Annotated in this window: 17 protein-coding genes and 2 tRNA genes; 16 read left to right on the forward strand and 3 right to left on the reverse strand. The window is 72.1% G+C overall.

Annotated features, from left to right (window positions below; translation table 11 throughout):
• Nucleotides 1-150 precede the first annotated feature (150 nt).
• Nucleotides 151-3,015: a UPF0182 family protein gene (locus F7P10_RS31890; protein ID WP_151015094.1), complete on the reverse strand. Its 2,865-nt coding sequence runs from the start codon at nt 3,013-3,015 to the stop codon at nt 151-153.
• A 118-nt stretch (nt 3,016-3,133) separates the two neighbouring features.
• Between F7P10_RS31890 and F7P10_RS31895 the strand changes: the two genes are divergently transcribed.
• The 6 genes from F7P10_RS31895 to F7P10_RS31920 all read left to right on the forward strand — a co-directional run bounded on the left by F7P10_RS31895 (nt 3,134) and on the right by F7P10_RS31920 (nt 8,488).
• The gene (locus F7P10_RS31895) at nt 3,134-3,664 is read left to right on the forward strand and encodes a PPA1309 family protein (protein ID WP_151015096.1); all 531 of its coding nucleotides are present in this window, start codon (nt 3,134-3,136) and stop codon (nt 3,662-3,664) included.
• 15 nt (nt 3,665-3,679) lie between these two features.
• The gene (locus tag F7P10_RS31900) at nt 3,680-4,126 is read left to right on the forward strand and encodes a molybdenum cofactor biosynthesis protein MoaE (RefSeq protein WP_176611745.1); all 447 of its coding nucleotides are present in this window, start codon (nt 3,680-3,682) and stop codon (nt 4,124-4,126) included.
• Nucleotides 4,127-4,154: 28 nt separating this feature from the next.
• The gene (locus F7P10_RS31905) at nt 4,155-5,201 is read left to right on the forward strand and encodes a PDZ domain-containing protein (protein WP_151015100.1); all 1,047 of its coding nucleotides are present in this window, start codon (nt 4,155-4,157) and stop codon (nt 5,199-5,201) included.
• A gap of 51 nt (nt 5,202-5,252) precedes the next feature.
• Nucleotides 5,253-5,326: transfer RNA gene (locus F7P10_RS31910), tRNA-Met, on the forward strand.
• Nucleotides 5,327-5,530: 204 nt separating this feature from the next.
• A complete protein-coding gene (locus F7P10_RS31915) occupies nt 5,531-6,859 on the forward strand; it encodes an LRV domain-containing protein (protein WP_151015102.1) in 1,329 nt (442 codons plus the stop codon).
• Nucleotides 6,860-6,928: 69 nt separating this feature from the next.
• Nucleotides 6,929-8,488, forward strand: a complete 1,560-nt coding sequence (locus tag F7P10_RS31920; RefSeq protein ID WP_151015104.1) for an acyl-CoA synthetase — start codon at nt 6,929-6,931, stop codon at nt 8,486-8,488.
• A gap of 5 nt (nt 8,489-8,493) precedes the next feature.
• On the opposite strand, the gene F7P10_RS31925 is transcribed toward F7P10_RS31920, so the two are convergent.
• Entirely contained in the window at nt 8,494-9,573 is a 1,080-nt protein-coding gene (locus F7P10_RS31925; RefSeq protein WP_151015106.1) for a CdaR family transcriptional regulator, read from the reverse strand.
• 117 nt (nt 9,574-9,690) lie between these two features.
• Here F7P10_RS31925 and F7P10_RS31930 point away from each other — a divergent pair, with 117 nt between their 5' ends.
• The 4 genes from F7P10_RS31930 to F7P10_RS31945 all read left to right on the forward strand — a co-directional run bounded on the left by F7P10_RS31930 (nt 9,691) and on the right by F7P10_RS31945 (nt 13,819).
• A complete protein-coding gene (locus tag F7P10_RS31930) occupies nt 9,691-10,599 on the forward strand; it encodes a proline dehydrogenase family protein (protein ID WP_151015108.1) in 909 nt (302 codons plus the stop codon).
• 15 nt (nt 10,600-10,614) lie between these two features.
• Nucleotides 10,615-12,246 carry an L-glutamate gamma-semialdehyde dehydrogenase gene (gene pruA / locus F7P10_RS31935; RefSeq protein WP_151015110.1) on the forward strand — a complete coding sequence of 544 codons (1,632 nt, stop codon included), beginning with the start codon at nt 10,615-10,617 and terminating at the stop codon, nt 12,244-12,246.
• 146 nt (nt 12,247-12,392) lie between these two features.
• Complete coding sequence (locus tag F7P10_RS31940; protein ID WP_151015112.1) at nt 12,393-13,397, forward strand: serine/threonine-protein kinase; 1,005 nt, start codon at nt 12,393-12,395, stop codon at nt 13,395-13,397.
• Nucleotides 13,382-13,819, forward strand: a complete 438-nt coding sequence (locus F7P10_RS31945) for an MmpS family transport accessory protein (protein WP_151015114.1) — start codon at nt 13,382-13,384, stop codon at nt 13,817-13,819. The genes F7P10_RS31940 and F7P10_RS31945 overlap by 16 nt, the downstream gene beginning before the upstream one ends.
• A gap of 12 nt (nt 13,820-13,831) precedes the next feature.
• On the opposite strand, the gene F7P10_RS31950 is transcribed toward F7P10_RS31945, so the two are convergent.
• Nucleotides 13,832-15,034, reverse strand: coding sequence for a cytochrome P450 (locus F7P10_RS31950; protein ID WP_151015116.1), 1,203 nt, complete (start codon nt 15,032-15,034; stop codon nt 13,832-13,834).
• Nucleotides 15,035-15,096: 62 nt separating this feature from the next.
• On the opposite strand from F7P10_RS31950, the gene F7P10_RS31955 reads away from it, so the two are divergent.
• From F7P10_RS31955 to F7P10_RS31980, 6 genes are all read left to right on the forward strand, one after another.
• Nucleotides 15,097-15,720, forward strand: coding sequence for a TetR/AcrR family transcriptional regulator (locus F7P10_RS31955; RefSeq protein WP_151015118.1), 624 nt, complete (start codon nt 15,097-15,099; stop codon nt 15,718-15,720).
• A 49-nt stretch (nt 15,721-15,769) separates the two neighbouring features.
• A tRNA-Met gene (locus F7P10_RS31960) sits at nt 15,770-15,843 on the forward strand.
• Nucleotides 15,844-16,073: 230 nt separating this feature from the next.
• On the forward strand, nt 16,074-16,559 hold the full coding sequence (locus F7P10_RS31965) for a GyrI-like domain-containing protein (RefSeq protein ID WP_151015120.1): 486 nt from the start codon (nt 16,074-16,076) through the stop codon (nt 16,557-16,559).
• Between the two features lie 21 nt (nt 16,560-16,580).
• Nucleotides 16,581-16,949, forward strand: a complete 369-nt coding sequence (locus F7P10_RS31970; RefSeq protein WP_151015122.1) for a DUF3054 domain-containing protein — start codon at nt 16,581-16,583, stop codon at nt 16,947-16,949.
• Nucleotides 16,950-17,059: 110 nt separating this feature from the next.
• Nucleotides 17,060-18,706: an AMP-binding protein gene (locus F7P10_RS31975; RefSeq protein ID WP_151015124.1), complete on the forward strand. Its 1,647-nt coding sequence runs from the start codon at nt 17,060-17,062 to the stop codon at nt 18,704-18,706.
• 69 nt (nt 18,707-18,775) lie between these two features.
• Nucleotides 18,776-21,724 (forward strand): AMP-binding protein, encoded by a 2,949-nt coding sequence (locus F7P10_RS31980; protein ID WP_254716825.1) that lies wholly within the window; start codon nt 18,776-18,778, stop codon nt 21,722-21,724.
• Nucleotides 21,725-21,776 lie beyond the last annotated feature (52 nt).

Raw genomic sequence — 21,776 nt, forward strand, 5'->3', positions numbered from 1 at the left:
CCGGCTTCGCTCGCAATCGCAGTGGTTTCGGTCCGCTCTGGCTGAGGCTTGGCTGGGGGCCGCAGGCGGTGCTGGTGACGGTCTTGGGACGGGCGGAGGGCCGCCGCCCGGGGTGGGCGGCGGCCCTCGTTCGTCCGCGGTGTCCGGGGCTCAGGACTCCGGCTTGGCCTGCTTGGCCGCCGCGAGCGCCTGCTCGGCCTTCTTGATCGCGTCCCAGGCCTGGCCCATCTTCTCGTAGTCCAGGGCCTTCTGGGCCGCCTCGTAGTCCGTGACGGCCTTGCGCAGATCGTCGATCGCCTGCAGCGCCTCCGGGCTCAGCGCGCCGGTCTCCGGCGGCTCCTCGCCGCCTTCCTCACCGCCACCCTGCTCCTCCGGCGGAGCGGGCTCGCCGCTCGCCGCGGCGATGATCTCCTCGAGCGCCTGTTCCAGGCTGTCCGCCGACACCACCGTATCGCCGTACCCCGCCAGCACCTTGCCCAGGACCGGATAAGGCTGCTTGGCGTTCTCCTGGATCGCGTACATCGGTTCGACGTACAGCAGGCCGCCCGCGAACGGGAGTGTCAGCAGGTTGCCCGAGATCGTGTTCGTCTGGCCGATCCGCAACTCGGTCAGATCGTCCTTCACGAGGGGATCGGTTTCGAACTTGTTCTGCACCTGGCTGGGGCCCGGCGGCTGCGCGTTCCGCGGCATCTGCAGGATCGTGATCTGCCCGTAGTCGCGGTCGGGCGTCGACCCGACCGACATGAACGCGGCCAGTTGCTGGTAGTTGCGCGGGTTGAACACGGTGGTCAGCGCGAAGGACTCCTCCTGCGCGCCCGGGACGCGCAGGCTCTGGTAGTACGGCGGCTGGAGCTTGCCCTTGGCGCTCGGGTCCTCCGGCACCTCCCAGAAGCCCTCCCCGCTGTAGAACGCGTCCGCGTCCGTCACGTGGTACTTCGCGAGGATCGTCCGCTGCACCTTGAAGAGGTCCTGCGGGTAGCGGAAGTGCTTCTTCAGGTCGGGCGGGATCTGCGAATACGGCTGGACGGTTCCGTCGAACACCTTCATCCACGTCTTGAGGATCGGGTCGTTCTGGTCCCACTCGTAGAGCCGCACCGAACCGTCATAGGCGTCGACCGTCGCCTTGACCGAGTTCCGCATGTAGTTGACGTGGTCGTCGGCCTGGCGCGCCACCGCCGAGCGGGTGTCGGTGATGGTGTCGCGCGTCGCCTCCCCGAGGCTGACCTCCTCCGAGTACGGGTAGCCGCTGGTCGTCGTGTAGCCGTCCACGATCCAGACGATCCGGCCGTTCACCACCGAGGGGTACGGGTCGCCGTCCAGCCGCAGCCACGGTGCGGCCTTCTGGACCCGCTCCATCGGCGACCGGTCGTACATGATCTTCGCGTTGTCGTTGATCGCGCCCGACAGCAGCAGGTTCCGGTCCTGGAACTTCGTCGCGTACAGCAGCTTGTGGAAGAACGAGTCGACGGAGACGCCGCCGTCACCCTCGTAGGTGCTCGTCTGCTGGCCGTTCTCGCTGTTGTCCGGGTAGTTCAGCTCCTGCTGGCCGGCACCGCCGACCACCGAGTACGTCGGCGTCCGCTCCCCGAAGTAGATCTCCGGGCGCGTCACGTTGATCCGCTGATCCGACTTCACGGGCATGTCGCGCGTGATGTAGTCCGGTATCCCGCCGTCGGCGAGCCGGTTGGCGTACGCGGACACGAACCCGTACCCGTGCGTGTACGTCATGCGGTCCTTGATCCAGCTGTGCTGGCCCTCCGGCGCGCCCGAAAGCTCCCGCAGCGCCACCACGGTGTCGACCATCTCGCCGTCGATCTCGTACCGGTCCACGTCGAGGATGTCGGAGAAGTTGTAGAACGGACGGCTCCGCTGCTGCTGCTTGAACGTCTCGCCCACCACGTTCGGGTCGAGGACCCGCGCGCCGTTCAGCCGCTCCGCCTCCGCCCGCAGCGTCGCCTGGTCCGACTTCTGCTGCGCCCCGTACGGGACGAGCTTCGCCCCCTCGACCCCGTAGGCACGGCGTGTCGCCTCGATGTTCCGCTGGATGTACTGGCGTTCCTTCGCCAGCTCGTCCGGCTTCACCTGGAACTGCTGGATCAGCAGCGGGTACAGCCCGCCCAGCAGGAGCGCGGAAAGCACCAGCAGCGTGAAGCCCACGCCCGGCAGCATCATCCCGCGGCGCAGCAGGTTGCTGAAGAACATGATCGCGCACAGCACCGCGATGACCGCCAGGATCGTCTTCGCGGGCATCAGCGCGTTCACGTCCGTATAGGACGCCCCCGTCGTCACGCCCCGTTCCGAATGGACGAGCCCGTACCGGTCGTACCAGTACGCGACCGCCTTCAGCAGGACGAACAGCCCCGCCAGCACCGACAGGTGCGCGCGCGCGGGCGGGCTCGCCTTGTCGCCCGGCCCCTGCAGCCGCAGCCCCCCGTACAGGTAGTGCACCATCACCGTCGCCAGGATCGACAGGATGATCACCGCGAAGACGATGCCCAGCAGCAGTCGGATGAACGGGTACGTGAAGACGTAGAACGACACGTCCTTGTGGAACTGCGGGTCCTCGACGCCGAACGACGTCCGGTTCAGGAACGCCAGCCACGTCGGCCACTGCCCCGACACCGACGCGCCCGTGAAGACGCCCAGCAGCCCCAGCAGGACGATCGCGATCAGCCGCCGCCGCGGATCGATCACCGCCCGGTACCGCTCCAGCCCCTGCTGCTCCACCGACAGCGGCCGGTACGCGGGCCGCAGCCGGTACGCGACCAGGACGTTCGCGCCCACCAGCAGCGCCATCAGCAGCCCCGCCCCGAAGAACAGGACGGCCCGCGCCTGCAGCTGTGTCGTGAACACCCCCTCGAAACCGATCGACCGGTACCACAGCAGATCGGTATAGAACGCGGTGAACACCATGAAGGCCACCAGCAGCACCGCGAGCGCCACCAGCACAGGCAGGAGCAGCCGCGAACGGCCGCCGCCGAACCGGCGCCCGAGGCTGGGAGTCCGGAAGGTCAAGGCCCCACTCCGATCGAGATCGCGCTCACCGGCCGCCGCCGGTCCTGCTGTATGCAACCTACCGACTGGAACGGGGTTTCCCGCATGCCCCCGGACCGATTAGGGGAAAGATGGGCGCGTGAGCCTCTTGGAAGAAGTCGTCCTGGATCTCGAACGCCACACCGCACAGGAAGGATGGGACGCCGCCCCCCGCCTCTACGCCCTCGTGCGCAGCGCCGAACTGCGCTCCGCCGAACCCGACCTCGCCGACCAGCTCGGCCTCCCCCCGGACGCCGACACCCTCGCCGCCCTCGAACAGCCCGCCCTCCCCGAGCAGGCCGCCGTCGAGGACGCCCTCGCCGCCATCGCCTGGCCCGACGCCGTGGACGGCTGCGCCCTCGTCATCGAACGCGTCGTCCTGCCCCCCGAAGTCGAGGACGAGATCCCCGCCGACGAGGCCGAAGCCGCCGCGTTCGCCGCGCAGCACCCCAGACGCGAGGACGTCCGCATGATCGTCGGCGTGCTGCGCGACGGCGCCCGGCACTCCGCCCTCCGGCTCCGCCGCCCCGACGCCGAAGACGAGGTCCTCGCCGGCCCCGACCTCGTCCCCGCCCTCGCCGAAGCGCTCGCCGGAACCTTCGAACCGGACGAACCCGAAGATCCGTCCTGAAGTAACCTGCGAGACGTGACCCACGACAGCGCCGAAGCACCCGACGTCATCCGGCTCATCGGCGTCCGCGAGACGCCACTGTCCGTCGACGAGGTCTTCGGCGCCGTCGGTGACCCCGCCGCCGGCGGCACCGCCCTCTTCGTCGGCACCGTCCGCGACCACGACCACGCGCGCGCCGTCAGCGCCCTCTCCTACAGCGCGCACCCCACCGTCGAACGCGAACTGCGCGCCGTCATGGAGAAGATCGCCGCCGACTTCCCCGTCTGCGCCCTCGCCGCCCTCCACCGCGTCGGCGACCTGCGGATCGGCGACCTCGCCGTCGTCGTCGCCGCGTCCTGCCCGCACCGCGCCGAAGCGTTCGACGCCTGCCGCCGCCTCATCGACGACCTCAAGGCGCAGGTCCCCATCTGGAAGCACCAGACGTTCGCCGACGGCGGCGACGAATGGGTCGGGGCCTGCTGACACCCCGGTGCCGCATAGAGTTCCGACCATGTCTCGTCGTGCCGCCACGCTCTCCGCCGCGAGCGTGCTCGTCCTGGTGCTGGCCCTCGTCGGCTCCCTCATGCCCGTCCCGTACGTCACCCTGATGCCGGGACCGACGAGAAACACCCTCGCCGAGAACGCCAAGGGCCAGGCCATCATCACCATCGACGGGCGGCGCACCTACGCCACCGAAGGACAGCTCAACTTCACCACCGTCACCTACCGCGGCGGCCCCGGCGGCCGCATCGACCTCTTCACCGCCCTGCGCGGCTGGCTCGACGGCGACACCGCCGTCGTCCCCGAAGAGACGATCTTCCCCGAGGACGAATCCCCCGAAGAGGTCGACCAGCAGAACACCCGGCAGATGCGCGACTCCCAGGACGACGCCGAAGCCGCCGCCCTGCACGAACTCGGCATCCCCGTCACCACCCGCGTCGTCGTCGACAGCGTCCAGAAAGGCCGGCCCGCCGACGGCAAGCTCAAGCCCGAAGACGAGGTCACCGCCGTCAACGGCACCGCCGTCACCCAGGTTCAGCAGGTCAGCCAGGTCATGAACGGCGTAACGCCCGGCGACACCGTGACCCTCACCATCCTCCGCGGCGGCAAGGAACAGCAGCAGCGGATCGGCACCACCAAGGGCCCCGACGGCGGCGCCATCGTCGGCGTCGTCCTCGCCGGCGACTACAAGTTCCCCTTCGAGATCGGCGTCAACATCGGCGACATCGGCGGCCCCTCCGCCGGCCTCATCTTCTCCCTCGCCATCATCGACAAACTCACCCCCGGCGCCCTCACCGGCGGCCGCTTCATCGCCGGCACCGGCACTATCACCCCCGACGGCCAGGTCGGCCCCATCGGTGGCATCGAACAGAAGATGATCGCCGCCCGCCGCGCCGGCGCCACCGTCTTCCTCACCCCCAAGGACAACTGCGCCGCCGCCGCCGAGTCCCGCCCCGACGGCCTCCGCCTCATCCGCGCCGACACCCTCAAGAGCGCCCGCCAGGCCCTGGACGCCCTCACCACCGGCAACGGCGACGTCCCCTCCTGCACCGGCTGAAACCAATTTGCACAAGCCCCCTCCGCCCCATAGAGTTAAGACATCACGCAACGCGGGGTGGAGCAGTTCGGTAGCTCGCTGGGCTCATAACCCAGAGGTCGCAGGTTCAAATCCTGCCCCCGCTACGAATCGGGAATCCCCTTGTCGCAGGCTTCGCCTGCTTCCGGGGGATTCTCCGCGTTTTACCGGGGGGCGACCCCCCGAACCCCCCGGTGCCGCCAACCTCCCCCACCCGCCCACCCCTGGGGCTTCGCCCCTAGACCCCCCTTTTCCCGGGGGCTACCGTCTTTGGGTGTGACTTGTGACGTTCGTTCGGCTCGGCTTCGGGGGTGGCGCGAAATCCGGCCGCGCCCGTGGTGATTCTTCTGCGGTTGCTGGACACGGAAATCCCGGACGTCCAGTCCGCACTGTGCGGCCGGGTGAATATGCCGGACGCCTTGTTCGAGGCGATCCTGAGCCATGCGGATCCGAACCTCCGAAAAGGGCTGGCCTTCAACCTCTCCCTTGGACCGGAACGCCGCTCCCGGCTCGCCGCCGACCCCGATCGGCGAGTGCGCGGCAATCTGGTGGAGCAATGCGGCTGGGGCATAAGGCGGCCGGCCGGCTGGCTGCCGATGACCGTCGAGGCTTACGAACGGCTCGCCGCCGACCCTGACGTCGTCATCCGTGAAGAGGTGGCTCTCCAGCGCTACACACCCGACCATGTTCGGGTGCTCCTCGCCGGTGATCCGGACCCCCGAGTACGTGGCTGCCTCTCGGATCAGTGGGATCTCCTTCCCGAGGAGGTCAGGGAGATGCTTCTCAACGACCCTGACGACGGTGTGCGGGAGGAGGCTCGTGAGGCCGCGGGCGGGGTTGTGCCGCTCAAGGCGGTGGGCGAGGTGTCCGGCAAGGAGATGCGAGACGGCGTCCTGCCCAGGGCGCTCGCCGAAAGCCTCGTGCGGGACGGGGACATGCGGAGGCGCGCGGCGGTGGCGGGCAATCCCAACCTGCCCACCGACCTCGTGGACGAACTCGCCGCGGATCCCGACGGGCACGTGCGGCTGACGGTCTCGACTCGTCCGGAATTGAGCGAGCGGGAACGCGCGGAGATCGATTATCACAGCGATCCGTACGCGAGGTTCTCTCCGCTGCCCTGGGTCCAGGCTTTGTGCGACGACGCGGCGGCGACGCGGAAATGCGCCGAATCGGCCCATCCCGCGCTCCGGCGCAGCGCGGCGTTCTGCCCGCATCTCCCGCCGGATCTCGTCGCGCGGCTCGCTGATGACGAGGACCGTCTCGTCCGGTTGTTCCTCGCCGAGAACCATCCCGGCCCGCCCGGGTCCTTGCTGCTCAGGACGGTGCTGGAATTCGCGAGCTTCGCGGTCGATGACATGCCGCGGCATCCGAACTTCCCCCGGGACGCCATGCGGTATTTCGCCCGGTCCGCCGATGAGCGGTTGCGCGGGTTCGTGATTTTCGACCCCGAGATCCCGGCCGAGGTCATCGAGCGGCTCAGCCACGACCCTGATCGCGGTGTTCGCGCCCGGATGGCCGGCGACCCCAGGCTGCCGCTCGACCGGCTGCTCGTCCTGCTGGACGAGCCCGGTACGGCGTCCGCGGCGGCGGCGAACCCCGCGTTGCCCGTCGAGGTGATGGAGCGGATCATCGACGGTTGACCCCCGTCCGGTGGGCGCGGTTATGATCGCCGAACTCGGGCTTTATCAGCGGTTTCACGGAGGCGCCCCATGTCCGGATCGGTCGCTCGCGCCCGGCAGCACGCGTACGGGGATCTGCTGCACCGGACGGCCCGGCGGCGGCCCGGCAAGGTCGCGATCGTCGACGGGGACGTCCGGTGGACGTTCGCGGAGTTCGACGCGGCGGTGAACCGGACGGCGCGCGCGCTCGCGGCGCGGGGGCTCGGCAAGGGCGACCGGCTCGCGCTGGTGAGCCACAACTGCAGGCAGTACGCGGTGCTGGCGTTCGCGACGGCGAAGCTCGGCGTGGTGCTGGTGCCCGTGAACTTCATGCTCAACGCGGACGAGATCGGCTACATCCTCGGACATTCCGGGGCGTCCGGGATCGTCGCCGAGGACGCGCTCGTGCCCGTGGCCGAGAAGGCGCTCGCGATCGCGGGAATCCAGGGCGGGGTCCGCGGAGTGATCGGCGCGCCGGCCGAAGGGTGGGAGGACGTCGACGGGTGGGCCGCCGTGGGGGACGCGTCCGCGCCCGACGTGCTCGTGGCGGACGACGATCCGCTGCGGCTGATGTACACGTCGGGGACCGAGTCGCGGCCCAAGGGCGTCGTGCTGACGAGCCGGTCGCTGATCGGCCAGTACGTGAGCTGCGTCATCGACGGTGAGATGTCCGACGAGGACGTCGAGGTGCACGCGCTGCCGATGTACCACTGCGCGCAGCTCGACTGCTTCTTCTCCGTCGACGTGTACCTGGGGGCGACGAGCATCATCCTGCCGGGGCCGGATCCCGCGCTGCTGCTGGAGACGATCGAGCGGGAGAAGGTCACGAAGCTGTTCTGCCCGCCGACGGTGTGGATCTCGCTGCTGCGCCATCCCGACTTCGACACCCGCGACCTGTCCAGCCTCCGGAAGGGGTACTACGGGGCGTCGCCGATGCCGGTGGAGGTGCTGCGGGAGATGCAGCGGCGGCTGCCCGACGTGCGGCTGTGGAACTTCTATGGGCAGACGGAGATGGCGCCGCTCGCCACGATCCTGCGCCCGGACGAGCAGGTGGAGCGTGCGGGCAGTGCGGGACGTGCGGCGCTCAACGTCGAGACGATCCTGGTGGACGACGACGGGAACCCGGTGGCGCCCGGGGAGGTCGGCGAGATCGTCCACCGCAGCCCGCACGCGGCACTGGGCTACTACAAGGACGAGGGGAAGACCGACGAGGCGTTCCGCGGCGGGTGGTTCCACTCGGGCGACCTCGGGATCATGACCGAGGACGGCTACCTCTCGGTGGTCGACCGCAAGAAGGACATGATCAAGACCGGTGGGGAGAACGTGGCCAGCCGGGAGGTCGAGGAGGCCGTCTACGAGCTGGACGGCGTGGCCGAGGTCGCCGTGTTCGGCATCGCCCACCCGCACTGGATCGAGGCGGTCACCGCCGTCGTGGTGCCGAAGCCGGGGGTGACGCTGGACGCCGACGCCGTGCACGCGCACGCCCGGGAGCGGCTCGCCCCCTACAAGCGGCCCAAGTACGTGGTGCTGGCGGAGTCGCTGCCGAAGAACCCCAGCGGCAAGATCCTCAAGCGGGAACTGCGGGAACGGCACGCGTCGCTGGCGGGGTAGGCCGCTCAGTCCAGGTGGGGGCCCAGGGTCAGGGCCAGGTGGAGGGTCAGGCGGTCCTGGCCGTCGGTGAGGGGCAGGGACGTCAGTTCCTCGATGCGCCGCAGGCGGTGGTAGAGCGTCTGCCGGTGGATGCTGAGGGCCCGGGCCGTGGCCTGGACGTTGCCCGCGTGGTCCAGGTACGTGCGGGCCGTCGCCTCCAGGTCGGGGTGTTCGGCGAGGGTGCCGGGGATGCGGACGGCGTCGGCCAGCGCGTCGTCGGGGGCGGTGCGCAGGAGCCGCAGGACGCCGAGGGCCGTCCAGTCGCGGGTGCCGCCGGGGGGTGCGACGCGGGCGGCGACGCGGGCGCGGAGCCAGCCCTCGTGGACGGCGTCGAGGCCGGACGAGCCGGTGTGCAGGCCCGCGCGGACGGGCGTGCCCCGCTCTTCGAGGAGGCGCCGGGCGCGGTCGATGACGGGGCGGGGCGCGACGCCGGACGGGATCAGCAGGACGTGGTCGCGCTGCCAGAGTGTCGCGAGCACCGAGTGGGGGAGCATCCAGGGGTTGAGGGGCTCGGGCGCGCCGGTGCGCAGGACGGCGACGGCGAGCGGCGGTTCGGGGGCGGCCGACTCGGCGAGTTCGGCGGCGGCCTGGGCGCGGACGTCGGGCTGCGCGGAGAGCAGGTCGGCGACGCGCCAGCCCAGGTCGTCGCGCTCGCGGGCGCGGCGGGCCATCAGCAGGCCGGCGCGCTCGCACAGCGGCATGGCGCGGGCCGGGTCGGTGACCTTCTGCTCGTCGTCGAGGAGCCACAGGTAGCCGTAGGTGACGTCGTTCCAGCGGACCGGCAGGCAGAGGCGGCCGAGCTGGCCGAGGGCGGCGTCGGCGGGGATGCGGACGGGGCCGGTGGCGCGGGCGATGCCGTGCCGCTCGAAGCGGGTGCGGACGTCCTCGGTGGCGCGGCGGTGCAGGATCGACTCCATCCGGACGGGGTCGATCGTGTCGCCGTGCGCGGCGTAGCCGACGAGGTGGAAGTCGCGGTCCTCCAGGGTGGCGGGGGCGCCGAGGAGGTCCGCCGCGAGCTCGACGATCTCTTGGAGGTCCTGGGCCATGGGCTCCTCGTGACATTTGTATGAAGAGTTCGGCTGCCTAAAGTGGCATCTGACTATACGTGGTCGGGCAGGGCCGGTTTTACCGTGCGAAGTGTCCGACGCTTTCCGGAGGCCCTGATGCTGAGTCCGCTCCTTCTCGCGGCCGCGCGCAGCGAGCGCGTGCGCGGTCTCGTGACCGCCGTGCCCCTGACGCGGGGCGTCGTCGACCGGTTCGTCGCCGGGGAGGATCTCGGCGCGGCCGTCCGGGCCGTGCGGGCGCTGGCCGGGGACGGCCTGGAGGTCACCCTCGACCACCTCGGCGAGGACACGCTGGACAGGGCGCAGGCGGAGGCCACGCGGGACGCCTACCTCGCACTGTTCGAGGCGCTGGGCGAGTCGGCCCCGGGGGCGGACGCGTCGCTGAAGCTGTCGGCGCTCGGGCAGGCCCTGGACGACCGGCTGGCCCTGGACAACGCGCGGACGATCTGCGCGGCGGCAGGGCGCGTCGGGATGACGGTCACCCTCGACATGGAGGACCACACGACCGTCGACTCGACGCTCGGGGTGCTGCGGGAGCTGCGCGACGACTTCCCGTGGGTGGGCGTCGCGATCCAGTCGATGCTGCGGCGCACCGAGGGCGACCTGCGGGACCTCGTGGGGGAGGGGTCCCGGGTGCGGCTGGTGAAGGGGGCCTACGCCGAACCGCCGTCGGTCGCCTACCAGGGACGGCACGAGGTCGACCGCGCGTACGTGCGGGGCCTGCGGCTGCTGATGGCCGGTGCCGGACGCCCGATGATCGGCAGCCACGACCCGCGGATGATCGACATCGCGCTGGCGCTGGCCGCCGAGCACGAGCGCAAGGCCGACTCGTTCGAGTTCCAGATGCTCTACGGGATCCGCGCCGCCGAGCAGCGCCGGCTGGCCGAGGAGCACACGATGCGGGTCTACGTGCCCTACGGCGCCGACTGGTACGGCTACTTCATGCGCCGCCTCGCCGAGCGCCCCGCCAACCTCGTCTTCTTTCTCCGTTCGTTCGTCTCACGCTGACCAGGAGGCACATTCATGGACGCCGTCACCAACGTCCCGACGCCGGTGAACGAGCCGGTGCGGGGCTACGCCCCCGGCAGCGCCGAGCGGGCCCGGCTGGAGGCGAAGCTCGCCGAGATCGGCGCCGCCGGGCCGGTCGACCTGCCGATGACGATCGGCGGCGAGCGGCGGCTCGGCGCCGGCGAGAAGGTCGCCGTCGTGCAGCCGCACCGGCACGAGGCCGTCCTCGGGACGTTCGGCACGGCCACGCGTGACGACGCGCGGGACGCGATCGCGGCCGCGCTGGACGCCGCGCCCGCGTGGCGGGCGCTGTCGTTCGACGACCGCGCCGCGATCTTCCTGCGCGCCGCCGACCTGCTGTCCGGGCCGTGGCGCGAGACGATCCTCGCCGCGACGATGCTCGGGCAGTCCAAGACCGTCCAGCAGGCGGAGATCGACAGCCCGTGCGAACTCGCGGACTTCTGGCGGTTCAACGTCCACTACGCGCGGCGGATCATGGCCGAGCAGCCGATCTCCAGCGCGGGCGTGTGGAACCGGTCGGACCTGCGGCCCCTCGAGGGGTTCGTCTACGCGATCACCCCGTTCAACTTCACGGCCATCGCCGCGAACCTCCCGACCGCGCCCGCGATGATGGGCAACGTGGTCGTCTGGAAGCCGTCCCCGACGCAGACGTACGCGGCGGTCCTGACCATGCGGCTGCTGGAGGAGGCCGGGCTGCCGCCGGGCGTCATCAACCTCGTGACGGGCGACGGCCTCGCGGTCTCGGACGTCGCGCTGGAGCACCCCGAGCTGGCGGGCGTCCACTTCACCGGCTCCACCGCGACGTTCAAGCACCTGTGGAAGACGGTCGGCGCGAACATCGACGCCTACCGGAGCTACCCGCGGCTCGTCGGCGAGACCGGCGGCAAGGACTTCGTCGTCGCGCACCCGTCCGCCGACCCGGACGTCCTGCGGACCGCGCTCGTCCGGGGCGCGTTCGAGTACCAGGGGCAGAAGTGCTCCGCCGCTTCGCGCGCCTACATCCCCCGGTCGATCTGGGAGAACGGCCTCAAGGAGCGGCTCGCCGAAGAGGTCGACGGGCTCGCGATGGGCGACGTCACCGACCTGTCGAACTTCATGGGCGCCGTCATCGACGAGCGTGCCTTCGCCAAGAACCGGGCCGCGATCGACCGCGCGAAGGACGACCCGTCCATCGAGATCGTCGCCGGCGGGACCTACGACGACTCCGTCGGCTACTTCGTGCGCCCGACCGTGCTGGTGTCGAGCGACCCGGAGAACGAGATCTTCCGGACCGAGTACTTCGGGCCCGTCCTGGGCGTCCTGGTGTACGAGGACGAGCGGTACGACGAGATGCTCGCGCAGATGGAGTCGGTGTCGGCGTACGCGCTGACCGGCGCCGTCATCGCCGGCGACCGGGCGGCCGCCGCGCGCACGGCGGAGGCGCTGCGGTTCGCCGCGGGCAACTTCTACATCAACGACAAGCCCACCGGGGCGGTCGTCGGCCAGCAGCCGTTCGGCGGCGCCCGCGCGTCCGGGACGAACGACAAGGCCGGGTCGGTGTTCAACCTGCTGCGGTGGACCTCCCCGCGCTCGATCAAGGAGACGTTCGTCCCGCCGACCGACTACCGGTACCCGCACATGGGCTGACGCCCGTCCAGTTCGCGCCCGCGGCCGGGACCGGCCGCGGGCGTTCCATATGTCCGTGCTATCCAGGCGAAAGCGTAATCTTTGGTGGTGTTCACGACATGTCGCTGCGCTGACCGCCCGCCGACCCGCGCCGCCCGGAGCCGGACGTGACCGGCCGGCCGCGGCTCGCCGCCGGGACGGAGCTGGACGGCCGGTACCGCCTGGAGAGCGTGCTCGGGCGCGGCGGCATGGGCGAGGTGTGGCGCGCGGTCGACCTGCGGCTGCGCCGCCCGGTCGCCGTCAAGGTGCTGCCCGCCGAACTCGCGGACGTGCCGGGCGCGATGGACCGGTTCGAGCGGGAGGCCGAGGCCACCGCCGCGCTCCAGCATCCGGGCATCACCGTCGTGTTCGACGTCGGCCGCACCGGAGACGGCCTCGCGTACCTGGTCATGGAGCTGCTCGAGGGCGAGGACCTGCGGACGGTCATGCGCCGCCACCCGGGCGGGCTCCCGGTCGAGGAGGCCGTCGGCCACGCCGTCCAGGTCGCGGACGCCCTCGCCGCCGCCCACTCGCGCGGGATCGTGCACCGCGACATCAAGCCCGCGAACCTCTTCGTCCTCGCCGACGGACGCCTCAAGCTGTGCGACTTCGGCATCGCGGGCCTCGCCGACGCCGCCACCCGGCTCACCCAGGACGGCGGAACCGTCGGCACGCCCCTCTACATGGCGCCCGAACAGTTCCGCGGGGGAGCCGCCGACTTCCGCTCGGACCTCTACGCCCTCGGATGCGTCCTCCACGAACTCCTCACCGGCGAGCCGCCCTTCCGCTCCGGCTCCGGACTGCCCGGCCTCATGTACGCGCACCTGAACGAGGCGCCGCCCCCGGTCGGCGCCGTCCGCCCGGACGTCCCCGAACGGCTGGAGCGGCTCGTCCACGACCTGCTCGCCAAGGCGGTCGACCGGCGTCCGGAGAGCGCCGCGGCCGTCGCGTCCTACCTGCGCGCGGGACCGCGGGCCCCGGCCGTCCCGCCGCCCGGCCCCCGCCCGCCGCGCCCGCGCCGCCGCACCCGGCCCCGCCGACGAGCCCCGCGCCGGGGCGCCCGCGCGCGGGCCGGTCGGCCGCGGGTGCGGTGCTCGCGGGGTGCGCGGTGCTCGCCGTGGCGGCCGTGCTGATCGGCGTCGCCGCGTTCGTCCTGCTCGACCGCGCACCGGACCGCCGGGCGGACGCCGCGGGCGCCCGGCCCTCGACGTCCCCGCCCGCGTCGGCCGCGAGCTCCCCGCCGGCCGCGGTCGGGACGTCCCCGGCCCGGCCTGCGGGCCACAAGATCGTCTACCGGATGACGGGCAGCCTGTCGAAGGCGTCGATCCACGTCTTCCACCCCGAGGGCGGCATGTCCACGCGGACGGTGAAGCTGCCCTGGAGCGACACCTACGAGGTCGAGTCGTTCGTCGTCATCGGCGTCGGCGGGAGCACCGACGCGGCGGGCGGGACGATCGGGTGCAGCATCAGCGTCGACGGGAAGGTGGTCCAGCGGCGCTCCTCCGAGGGGCAGTTCGCCAACGTGAGCTGCCAGTACCAGGCGCCGATGCCCTGAGGGGCGCGCCGCTCAGCCGACGCCCGTCGCCGGGAGCGACACCCAGCCGCGGGTGAACGGCGACGCGATCCGCTTGGCCCGCTCCAGGTCCACCCCGATGTTCGGATGGGCCCGGAGCAGTTCCTCCAAGGCGACCCTGGCCTGCAGTCTCGCCAGGTGCGAGCCGATGCAGAAGTGGACGCCGCTGGAGAAGCCCAGGTGCCGCGGGATCGTCCGGGCGACGTCCAGCCGGTCCGCGGACGGCCCGAACTCGCGCTCGTCCCGGTTCGCCGCCCCGAACATCATCATCACCTTCTCGCCCGCCGGGATCTCCGTGCCGTGCAGCGTGACCGGCCGCGTCGTCGTCCGTCCGAGCGCCTGCACCGACCCTTCCAGCCGCAGGAACTCCAGCAGCGCGTTCGGGATCAGCGCCGGGTCCGCCGCCAGCCGCTCCCGCTGCGCGTGGTCGCCGTCCAGCAGCGCCACCCCGTGCGAGATCAGGTTCCCGGTCGTGTCGTTGCCGCCCGCGACCATCACGAAGCAGAAGCCCAGGATGTCCCGGTCCGCCAGCTTCTCGCCGTCCACCTCGGCGGCCGTCAGCGCGCTGATCAGGTCGTCGGACGGGTCCGCGCGGCGGGCCGCGATCACGTCGGTGAAGTAGGCGAACATCTCCGCGACCGCGTCCACCGCGTCCCCGACCAGCGACTTCAGGTCGAACCCGTCGTCCTGCAGCGTCGTCAGCGCCCGCACCCACGGGTCGAACCGCGCCCGGTCCGCCGCCGGGACGCCCAGCAGGTGCGCGAGCGCGAACGTGGGCAGCGGCGAGGAGAAGTCGCGGTGCAGGTCGGGTGCCGCACCGTCGGCCGCCGCGCGCTCCATGTCCGCGATGCGCGCCCGGACGAACTTCCGCAGCGTCTCCTCGAGCGCCGCCGTCCGGCGCGGCGTGAACCCGTGGCCGACCAGCCGCCGCAGCGCCGTGTGCCGCGGCGGATCCAGCATCACGAGCGTCGGCGCCAGGCCCAGCGTGCCGATCTCGTCCGGGTAGAACGTGAGCCCCCGCGCGGACGAGAACGTCTCCGCGTCGCGCGTCGCCGCCCACACGTCGTCGAACCGCGACAGCGTCCAGAACGGGGGATCGTCGTGCCGGTGGACCGGTTCCTCGTCGCGCAGCCGCCGGTACGCGGGATAGGGATCGGCCTGGAATCGGGGATCGAACGGGTCGTAGACGTCCGTCATCGCGGCACTCCCGACTGTTGTAACGCCGACCGTTATTAACGTCCCCTGTTAGTATCATCCGCGTGCCGAGAGACGCAAGAGCCACCCGCGAACGACTCCTGCGCGCCGGAGCCCGCCGCTTCGCCGCCGACGGCATCGACGCCGCCCGCACCCGCGACATCGTCGCCCTCGCCGGACAGGGCAACGACTCCGCGATCACCTACCACTTCGGCTCCCGCGCCGGCCTCCTCGAAGCGATCCTCCGCGCCGGCGTCGACCGCATGGAACCCGCCCGCACCACCGACCTCGACACCGCCGGCCTCCCCGCCACCGTCGCCGCCATCGTCGAACCCACCGCCGCCGAACTCCGCACCGACCACGGCCGCGACTTCCTCCGCATCACCGCCCAACTCGCCGGACGCGCCGGCATCCGCGACCACCGCCTCCCCGCCCTCCTGCACGGCACCAACCTCGCCCGCCAGCTCCACCACCTCGAAACCGCCTGCCGCACCGCCCTCCCCGAACCCCTCGCCCTCGAACGGATCTCCAACATCATCGGCTTCCTCACCACCGCCCTCGCCGACCGCGCCGTCCGCGGCGACGAAGGCGCCCTCCTCGACCACGACACCTTCGTCACCGACCTCACCGCCATGCTCACCGCCGCCCTCCAGGCCCCCGTTCACACCCCCGCAACGCCACGTCCCTAACCAATTTGCACAAGCCCCCAGGGCCCCATAGAGTTAAGACATCACGCAACGCGGGGTGGAGCAGTTCGGTAGCTCGCTGGGCTCATAACCCAGAGGTCGCAGGTTCAAATCCTGCCCCCGCTACGAATTGGAATCCCCTGGTCGCTCGCCTTCGGCTTGCTCCCAGGGGATTCTTCGCGTTTTACCGGGGGGGCGACCCCCCGAACCCCCCGTGCCACCTGCCTCCCCCGCCCGCCCACCCCTGGGGCTGCGCCCCTAGATCCCCGCTTTTCCCCTTCGGCTTGCACCTGACGTTGTGTCAGGTCTTAGAACTGAAGCCCAGTCGGCAGGTCATCTCTATAGGGGGATCACTCATGAACGAGCCTACGGTCGAGCGGCGGGGAACGGTCCACTACGCGGGCATCCGGATCGCCGTCACGTTCGCCGAGTGGGGGAGCGCCAACGCGCTGGTGGCCGAGGTCTACGGGTGGCTCGCGCAGCGCGGGACCGTTCCCGGGGGCGGGCCGGTCTACCGGTACCGGACGGTCGGCGACGCGGAGCGGCCGTTCGACCTCGAGGTCGGGGTGCCGGTGGCCGAGGCCGTCGAGGGGGACGGGCGGGTGCACGCCGGCTCGCTGCCGGCGGGCACGTACGCCGTCCTGCTGCACGAGGGGCACCCGGACGGGCTGGGGAAGGCGCACGCGGCCCTGCAGGAGTGGGCGGGGGAGATGGGGCTGGAACTCGACCGGGACGGCGAGGTGTGGGCGGCGCGCTACGAGACCTACTTGACCGACCCCGCGCAGGAGCCCGACCTCGCGAAGTGGCGGACCGAACTCGCCTACCTGGTCAAGGAGGCGTGACCCTGCGGATAGCTTGAGTGCATGCAGCGCACTGTTCTGGCCGGGATCGCGGACGCCGCGTGCCTCGTGGCCTTCGTGGTGATCGGGCGTGCCGAGCATGACGGGTCCGGCGGGCTGAGCGGGTTCGCCGCGACGTTCTGGCCGTTCCTCGCCGGAGGCGCGGCCGGATGGCTGATCGGGCGCGTGTGGCGGCGGCCCGAGGCGGTCGTGCCCGCCGGGGTCGTCGTGTGGGTGTCGACCGTGGCCGTCGGGATGCTGCTCCGGGCGGTCTCCGGGCAGGGGACGGCGGCCGCGTTCGTGATCGTGTCGCTGATCTTCCTCGGGGTGACGATGCTCGGATGGCGCGGCATCGCGATGCTGCGGGGCCGGAAGGCCGCCACCTCGGAATGACCGGGCGGTCTCTTTCGGTGTTTCCCACCGGTTGACGCGGGCGGCCGGGCGCTGGTGAAGTTACTCACGAGTCACGTGGGTGACCGATCAAGCATGTCGAAAGGGACACGATGGCATCTGCGCTGCGCGCTTGGCTGGACAAGCCGAACCCCGGACGCGGCGTACACCTGGCGGCCGACGACGGCGGCTGGGACTTCCGCGACTACGGCGAGCTGGCGGCCGCCGCGCGCCGCACCGCCGGGGCGCTGCTGGAAGAGGGCGTCCGGCCCGGTGACGTGGTGTGCGTGATCCTGCCCACCGACTTCACGTGCGTGGAGACGTACTTCGGGGTGTGGGCCGCCGGTGCCACCGTGTGCCTGATCACCCCGCCGCTGTTCCAGGACGGCGACGACTACGTGGCGCATGTCGCGGCGATCCTCCGGCAGGCGCGGCCCGTGCTGGTCGTGGCGTCCGACGGCCTGGCCGACTACGCGGGCCGCGCGATGGCCGACGCGGGGATCGAGGGGACGCCGTGGCGCCCCCGGCAGGGCGACGACGTCGCCGTGCAGCCCGCCGGGGAACTGGCGCTGCTGCAGTTCACGTCCGGATCGAGCGGCTCGCCGCGCGGAGTGATGGTCACCTGGGAGAACCTGGAGGCCAACAGCGACCTGATCGCGCGGTCGGCCGGGTTCGAGGAGGGCGACGTCGTGGCGTCCTGGCTGCCGCTGTACCACGACATGGGGCTCATCGGGACGTTCCTGACGCCGATCGCGCGGCAGGGGATGCTGCGGCTGATGCGTCCCGACCACTTCATCCGCGATCCCGCGCGCTGGATCCGGTGCTTCGCGGAGGCCGCGCACACCGCCGCGCCGCCGTTCGCGTACGCGTACTGCGCGCGGCGGGTCAAGCCGGAGCAGCTGGAGGGGCTCGACCTGTCCGGCTGGAAGATGGCACTGATCGGCGCGGAGCCGATCGACCCGCACGCGCTGGAGGTGTTCGCGCAGCTCGTGGAGCCGTTCGGGTTCTCCCGGTCGGCGTTCCGGCCCGCGTACGGGATGGCCGAGACGACGCTGCTCGTCACGATGGACGACGTGTGGCGGGCGCCGCTGGCGGTGCGTCCCGACCCGGACGCGCTGTCGTTCGGGGAGCCGGTGCGGATCCTGGAGCAGCACCCGCTGGGTCCGGAGTCGCTCGGCGCGAAGGCCGGGTGGATCGTCGGGTGCGGGACGCCGACGGACGACGTCCCGGTCACGATCGTGGACGACGAGGGCCGCGAACTCGGCGCCGGGCTGCTCGGCGAGATCGTCGTCGGGGGCGCGTCGGCATGCCCGGGGTACTACGCGGGCGCGGAAGCGAAGTCGACGCGGTTCATCGGCGGGCGGGTCTTCACCGGCGACGCCGGGTTCTTCCACGAAGGCCAGCTGTTCGTCCTCGGCCGGATGGGCGACAGCATCAAGGTGCGGGGCCGGTCGGTGTACGTCGAGGACCTCGAGGCCAAGATCGCCGAGAGCACCGGCCTCGGCAAGGGGCGCATCGTGGCGGTCGGGGTCCCCGGTGCCGGGCGCAAGGGGATCGCGCTGTTCGCCGAGACGCAGGACGAGTCGTGGGCGCCCGACGTCCGGGAGATGCTGCGGCGCCGCCTCGGGGAAGACGTGGAGCTGACGATCGTGGTCGGCACCGGGCTGATCCAGCGGACGTCCAGCGGCAAACCGCGCAGGAGATACATGTTCGAGCGCTTCCAGTCGGGCCTGATGGAGGGCGGCCGCGCGCTCGATTGATAAAAGCGACGAGAACGGACAACATGTCGTTGACGCTGTGAAAGGTCGACGATGCCGTCTGTGTCCAGAATGCTGCGCCGGGTGGGTTCCACCGCGCAGAACGCCCTCGAGGTCGCCCGTTTCGGCGGGTTCGACACCGACGAGGACGCCTCCCCGTGCGAGGTGGTGGCCGAGGGGCGGGTGCACCGGCTGCGGCACTACTTCCCGGACGCGGGGGACGGGCCCGCGATCCTGCTCGTCCCGCCGCTGATGATCACCGCCGAGGTGTACGACGTCTCGTCGCGGTCCAGCGCCGTCGGCGTGCTGCGCCGCTCGGGTGTCGACCCGTGGGTCGTCGACTTCGGCGCGCCGGAGCGGGAGCCGGGCGGGCTGGAGCGGACGGTCACCGACCATGTGGTCGCGGTCAGCGACGCCGTGGACCGCGTCCGCGAGGCCACCGGACGGGACGTGCACCTGGCCGGGTACTCGCAGGGCGGCATGTTCGTCTACCAGGCGGCGGCCTACCGGCGCGGCGAGGGCATCGAGTCGGTCGTGACGTTCGGCAGCCCCTCGGACACCAGTGTGGGGCTGCCCTTCGGCGTGCCGAGCCGGCTGGCGGCCGAAGGCGTCGAGCGGATCCCGGACTGGGTGCTGGGCGAGTTCGCGGTCCCCGGATGGGTGACGCGGCTGGGGTTCCAGCTGCTCAGCCCGGTGAAGTCGGTGCGGTCGCGCGCGGAGTTCATCCTGCAACTGCACGACCGGGAGCGGCTGGCGCCCCGGGAGCGGCAGCGGCGGTTCCTGGAGCGGGAGGGCTGGGTGTCGTGGCCGGGGCCCGCGCTGGCGGAGTTCCTGCGGCAGTTCATCCAGCACAACCGGATGCTGACGGGCGGGTTCGTCATCGGCGACCGGGTGGTCACGCTGGCGGACATCACCTGCCCGGTGCTGACGTTCGTCGGGGAGGTCGACGAGATCGCGACGCCGCCGATGGTGCGCGGCATCCGGCGGGCCGCGCCGCGCGCCCAGGTGTACGAGACGTCGCTGCGCGCGGGGCACTTCGGCCTGGTCGTCGGGACGGTCGCGAACGAGCAGACGTGGCCCGCGGTGGCCGCGTGGGCGCGCTGGCGGGACGGGGCGGGCGAGCTGCCGGACGCCGTCGCGCCCGTCACGGGCGACGAGGAGGTCCGGGCGCCGCGCCCGCCCGGCGGGCTCGCCGGGTACGGGCTGCAGCTCGCGATGGGCGTCGGGACGAGCGCCGCGACGTCGGCGCTGCGGACGGTGTCGCGGGCGGCGAGCGGCACCCGGCAGCTCGCGGGGGAGGCGGCGCAGAACCTGCCGCGGCTCGCGCGGCTGGAGCGGATCCACTCGGCCACCCGGATGTCGATGGGGCTGCTGCTGGACGAGCAGGCCGAGCGGATGCCCGACGAGGTCTTCTTCGTCTACCAGGGACGCGCGCACACCCACGCGGCGGCGCGGCGGCGGGTGGACGCGGTCGTCCGCGGGCTGATCCACATCGGGGTGCGGCAGGGCGACGCGGTCGGCGTGCTGATGGGGACGCGGCCGTCCGCGCTCGCGCTCGTCGCGGCGCTGTCCCGGCTCGGGGCGGTCGCGGTGCTGCTGCGCCCGGACGGCGACCCGGCGGCCGAGGCGCGGCTCGGCGGCGTCACCCGCGTGATCGCCGACCCGGAGCACGCGGCGCGGGCGGCGGAACTGGGCGTCCCGGCGCACCTGCTCGGCGGCGCGCGCGGCGCCGGGCGCGACCTCCTGCCGGACATGGAGCGCATCGACGTCGCCGCGCTGACGCCGCCCGCCTGGTACCGGCCGAACCCCGGACGGGCCGGTGACCTCGCGTTCGTCGTGTTCAGCGGGGACGGCGAGCACCTGCGGGCCAGCCGGATCACGAACCGGCGGTGGGCGCTGTCGGCGTTCGGCACCGCCTCGTCGGCGGCGCTGTCGCCGTCCGACACCGTGTACAGCATCACCCCGATCCAGCACCCGTCGGCGCTGCTGATGAGCCTCGGCGGCGCGGTCGCGGGCGGGGCGCGGCTCGCGCTGGCGGGCGGCTACGACCCGGAGACGTTTTGGGACGAGGCGCGCCGGTACGGGGTGACGGTCGCGTCCTACACGTGGACGCTGCTGCGCGACCTGGTGAACGCGCCCCCGGACCCGGCCGAACGGCACCACGCCGTCCGGCTGTTCATCGGCTCCGGCATGCCGCGCGGGCTGTGGCGGCGGGTGGAGGAGCGGTTCGCGCCGGCGCGGGTGCTGGAGTTCTACGCGTCCACGGCGGGCGAGTCGGTGCTGGTGAACCTGAGCGGGAAGAAGCCCGGGTCGCTGGGTCGCCCGCTGCCGGGCAGCGCGCGGGTGCGGCTCGCCCGCTACGACCTGGAGCGGGGCCGCCTGGCCGAGGGCCCGGACGGGCTCGCGGCCGAGTGCGAGCCCGGCGAGATCGGGATGCTGCTGTCGCGGGTGCGTCCGGCGGCGCTCGGGGACGCGGCGCGGCCGGTGCGGGGCGTGTTCGAACCGGACGACGCGTGGTCGATCACCGGGGACCTGTTCACCCGCGACGCCGACGGCGACTTCTGGCTGGTCGGGCGGGACGCGGAGCTGATCCGGACGGCCGAGGGGATCGTCCCGCCGGGCCCGATCCGGGACGCGCTCGGCGACCTGCCCTACATCGACGCCGTGGCCGTCTACGGGATCCCGGTGGGCGACGCCGAGATCGTCGCGGCGGCCGTCCGGCTCCGGGACGGCGCGGAACTGAAGCCCGTCGACCTGTCCGAGGCGCTGCTGCGGGTGGATCCGGGGCTGCGGCCCGCGCTGGTGCGGGTGGTGGACGAGATCCCGGTGACGGCCGGGCACCGGCTGCGGACCGGTCCGCTGCGGGACGAGGGCGTGCCGGAGGCGCGGGAACGCCGGGCGTACGCGCGCGACCGCGCGGGCGCGTACCGTCCGCTGACCGACGCGGCCCGGCGGCGGCTGCTGAAGGCCCCCGCGAAGCGCGCCGAGTCCCGGCGGGGCGTCGCAGGTCACCCCCGATAAGTCTGGACTTACCGGGGTCGGCTGCGTTACAACGAAGCAACAGATAACGAAG

It is taken from the genome of Actinomadura sp. WMMB 499, from assembly GCF_008824145.1.
GTDB lineage: Bacteria > Actinomycetota > Actinomycetes > Streptosporangiales > Streptosporangiaceae > Spirillospora.

What these genes read in the sequence shown, in the direction of transcription:
- F7P10_RS31905 (WP_151015100.1), top strand. Translation starts at nt 4,155, where the DNA reads ATGTCTCGTCGTGCCGCCACGCTCTCCGCCGCGAGCGTGCTCGTCCTG.
- F7P10_RS31920 (WP_151015104.1), top strand. Translation starts at nt 6,929, where the DNA reads ATGTCCGGATCGGTCGCTCGCGCCCGGCAGCACGCGTACGGGGATCTG.
- F7P10_RS31925 (WP_151015106.1), bottom strand. Translation starts at nt 9,573, where the DNA reads ATGGCCCAGGACCTCCAAGAGATCGTCGAGCTCGCGGCGGACCTCCTC.
- F7P10_RS31930 (WP_151015108.1), top strand. Translation starts at nt 9,691, where the DNA reads ATGCTGAGTCCGCTCCTTCTCGCGGCCGCGCGCAGCGAGCGCGTGCGC.
- pruA (WP_151015110.1), top strand. Translation starts at nt 10,615, where the DNA reads ATGGACGCCGTCACCAACGTCCCGACGCCGGTGAACGAGCCGGTGCGG.
- F7P10_RS31950 (WP_151015116.1), bottom strand. Translation starts at nt 15,034, where the DNA reads ATGACGGACGTCTACGACCCGTTCGATCCCCGATTCCAGGCCGATCCC.
- F7P10_RS31965 (WP_151015120.1), top strand. Translation starts at nt 16,074, where the DNA reads ATGAACGAGCCTACGGTCGAGCGGCGGGGAACGGTCCACTACGCGGGC.
- F7P10_RS31970 (WP_151015122.1), top strand. Translation starts at nt 16,581, where the DNA reads ATGCAGCGCACTGTTCTGGCCGGGATCGCGGACGCCGCGTGCCTCGTG.
- F7P10_RS31975 (WP_151015124.1), top strand. Translation starts at nt 17,060, where the DNA reads ATGGCATCTGCGCTGCGCGCTTGGCTGGACAAGCCGAACCCCGGACGC.
- F7P10_RS31980 (WP_254716825.1), top strand. Translation starts at nt 18,776, where the DNA reads ATGCTGCGCCGGGTGGGTTCCACCGCGCAGAACGCCCTCGAGGTCGCC.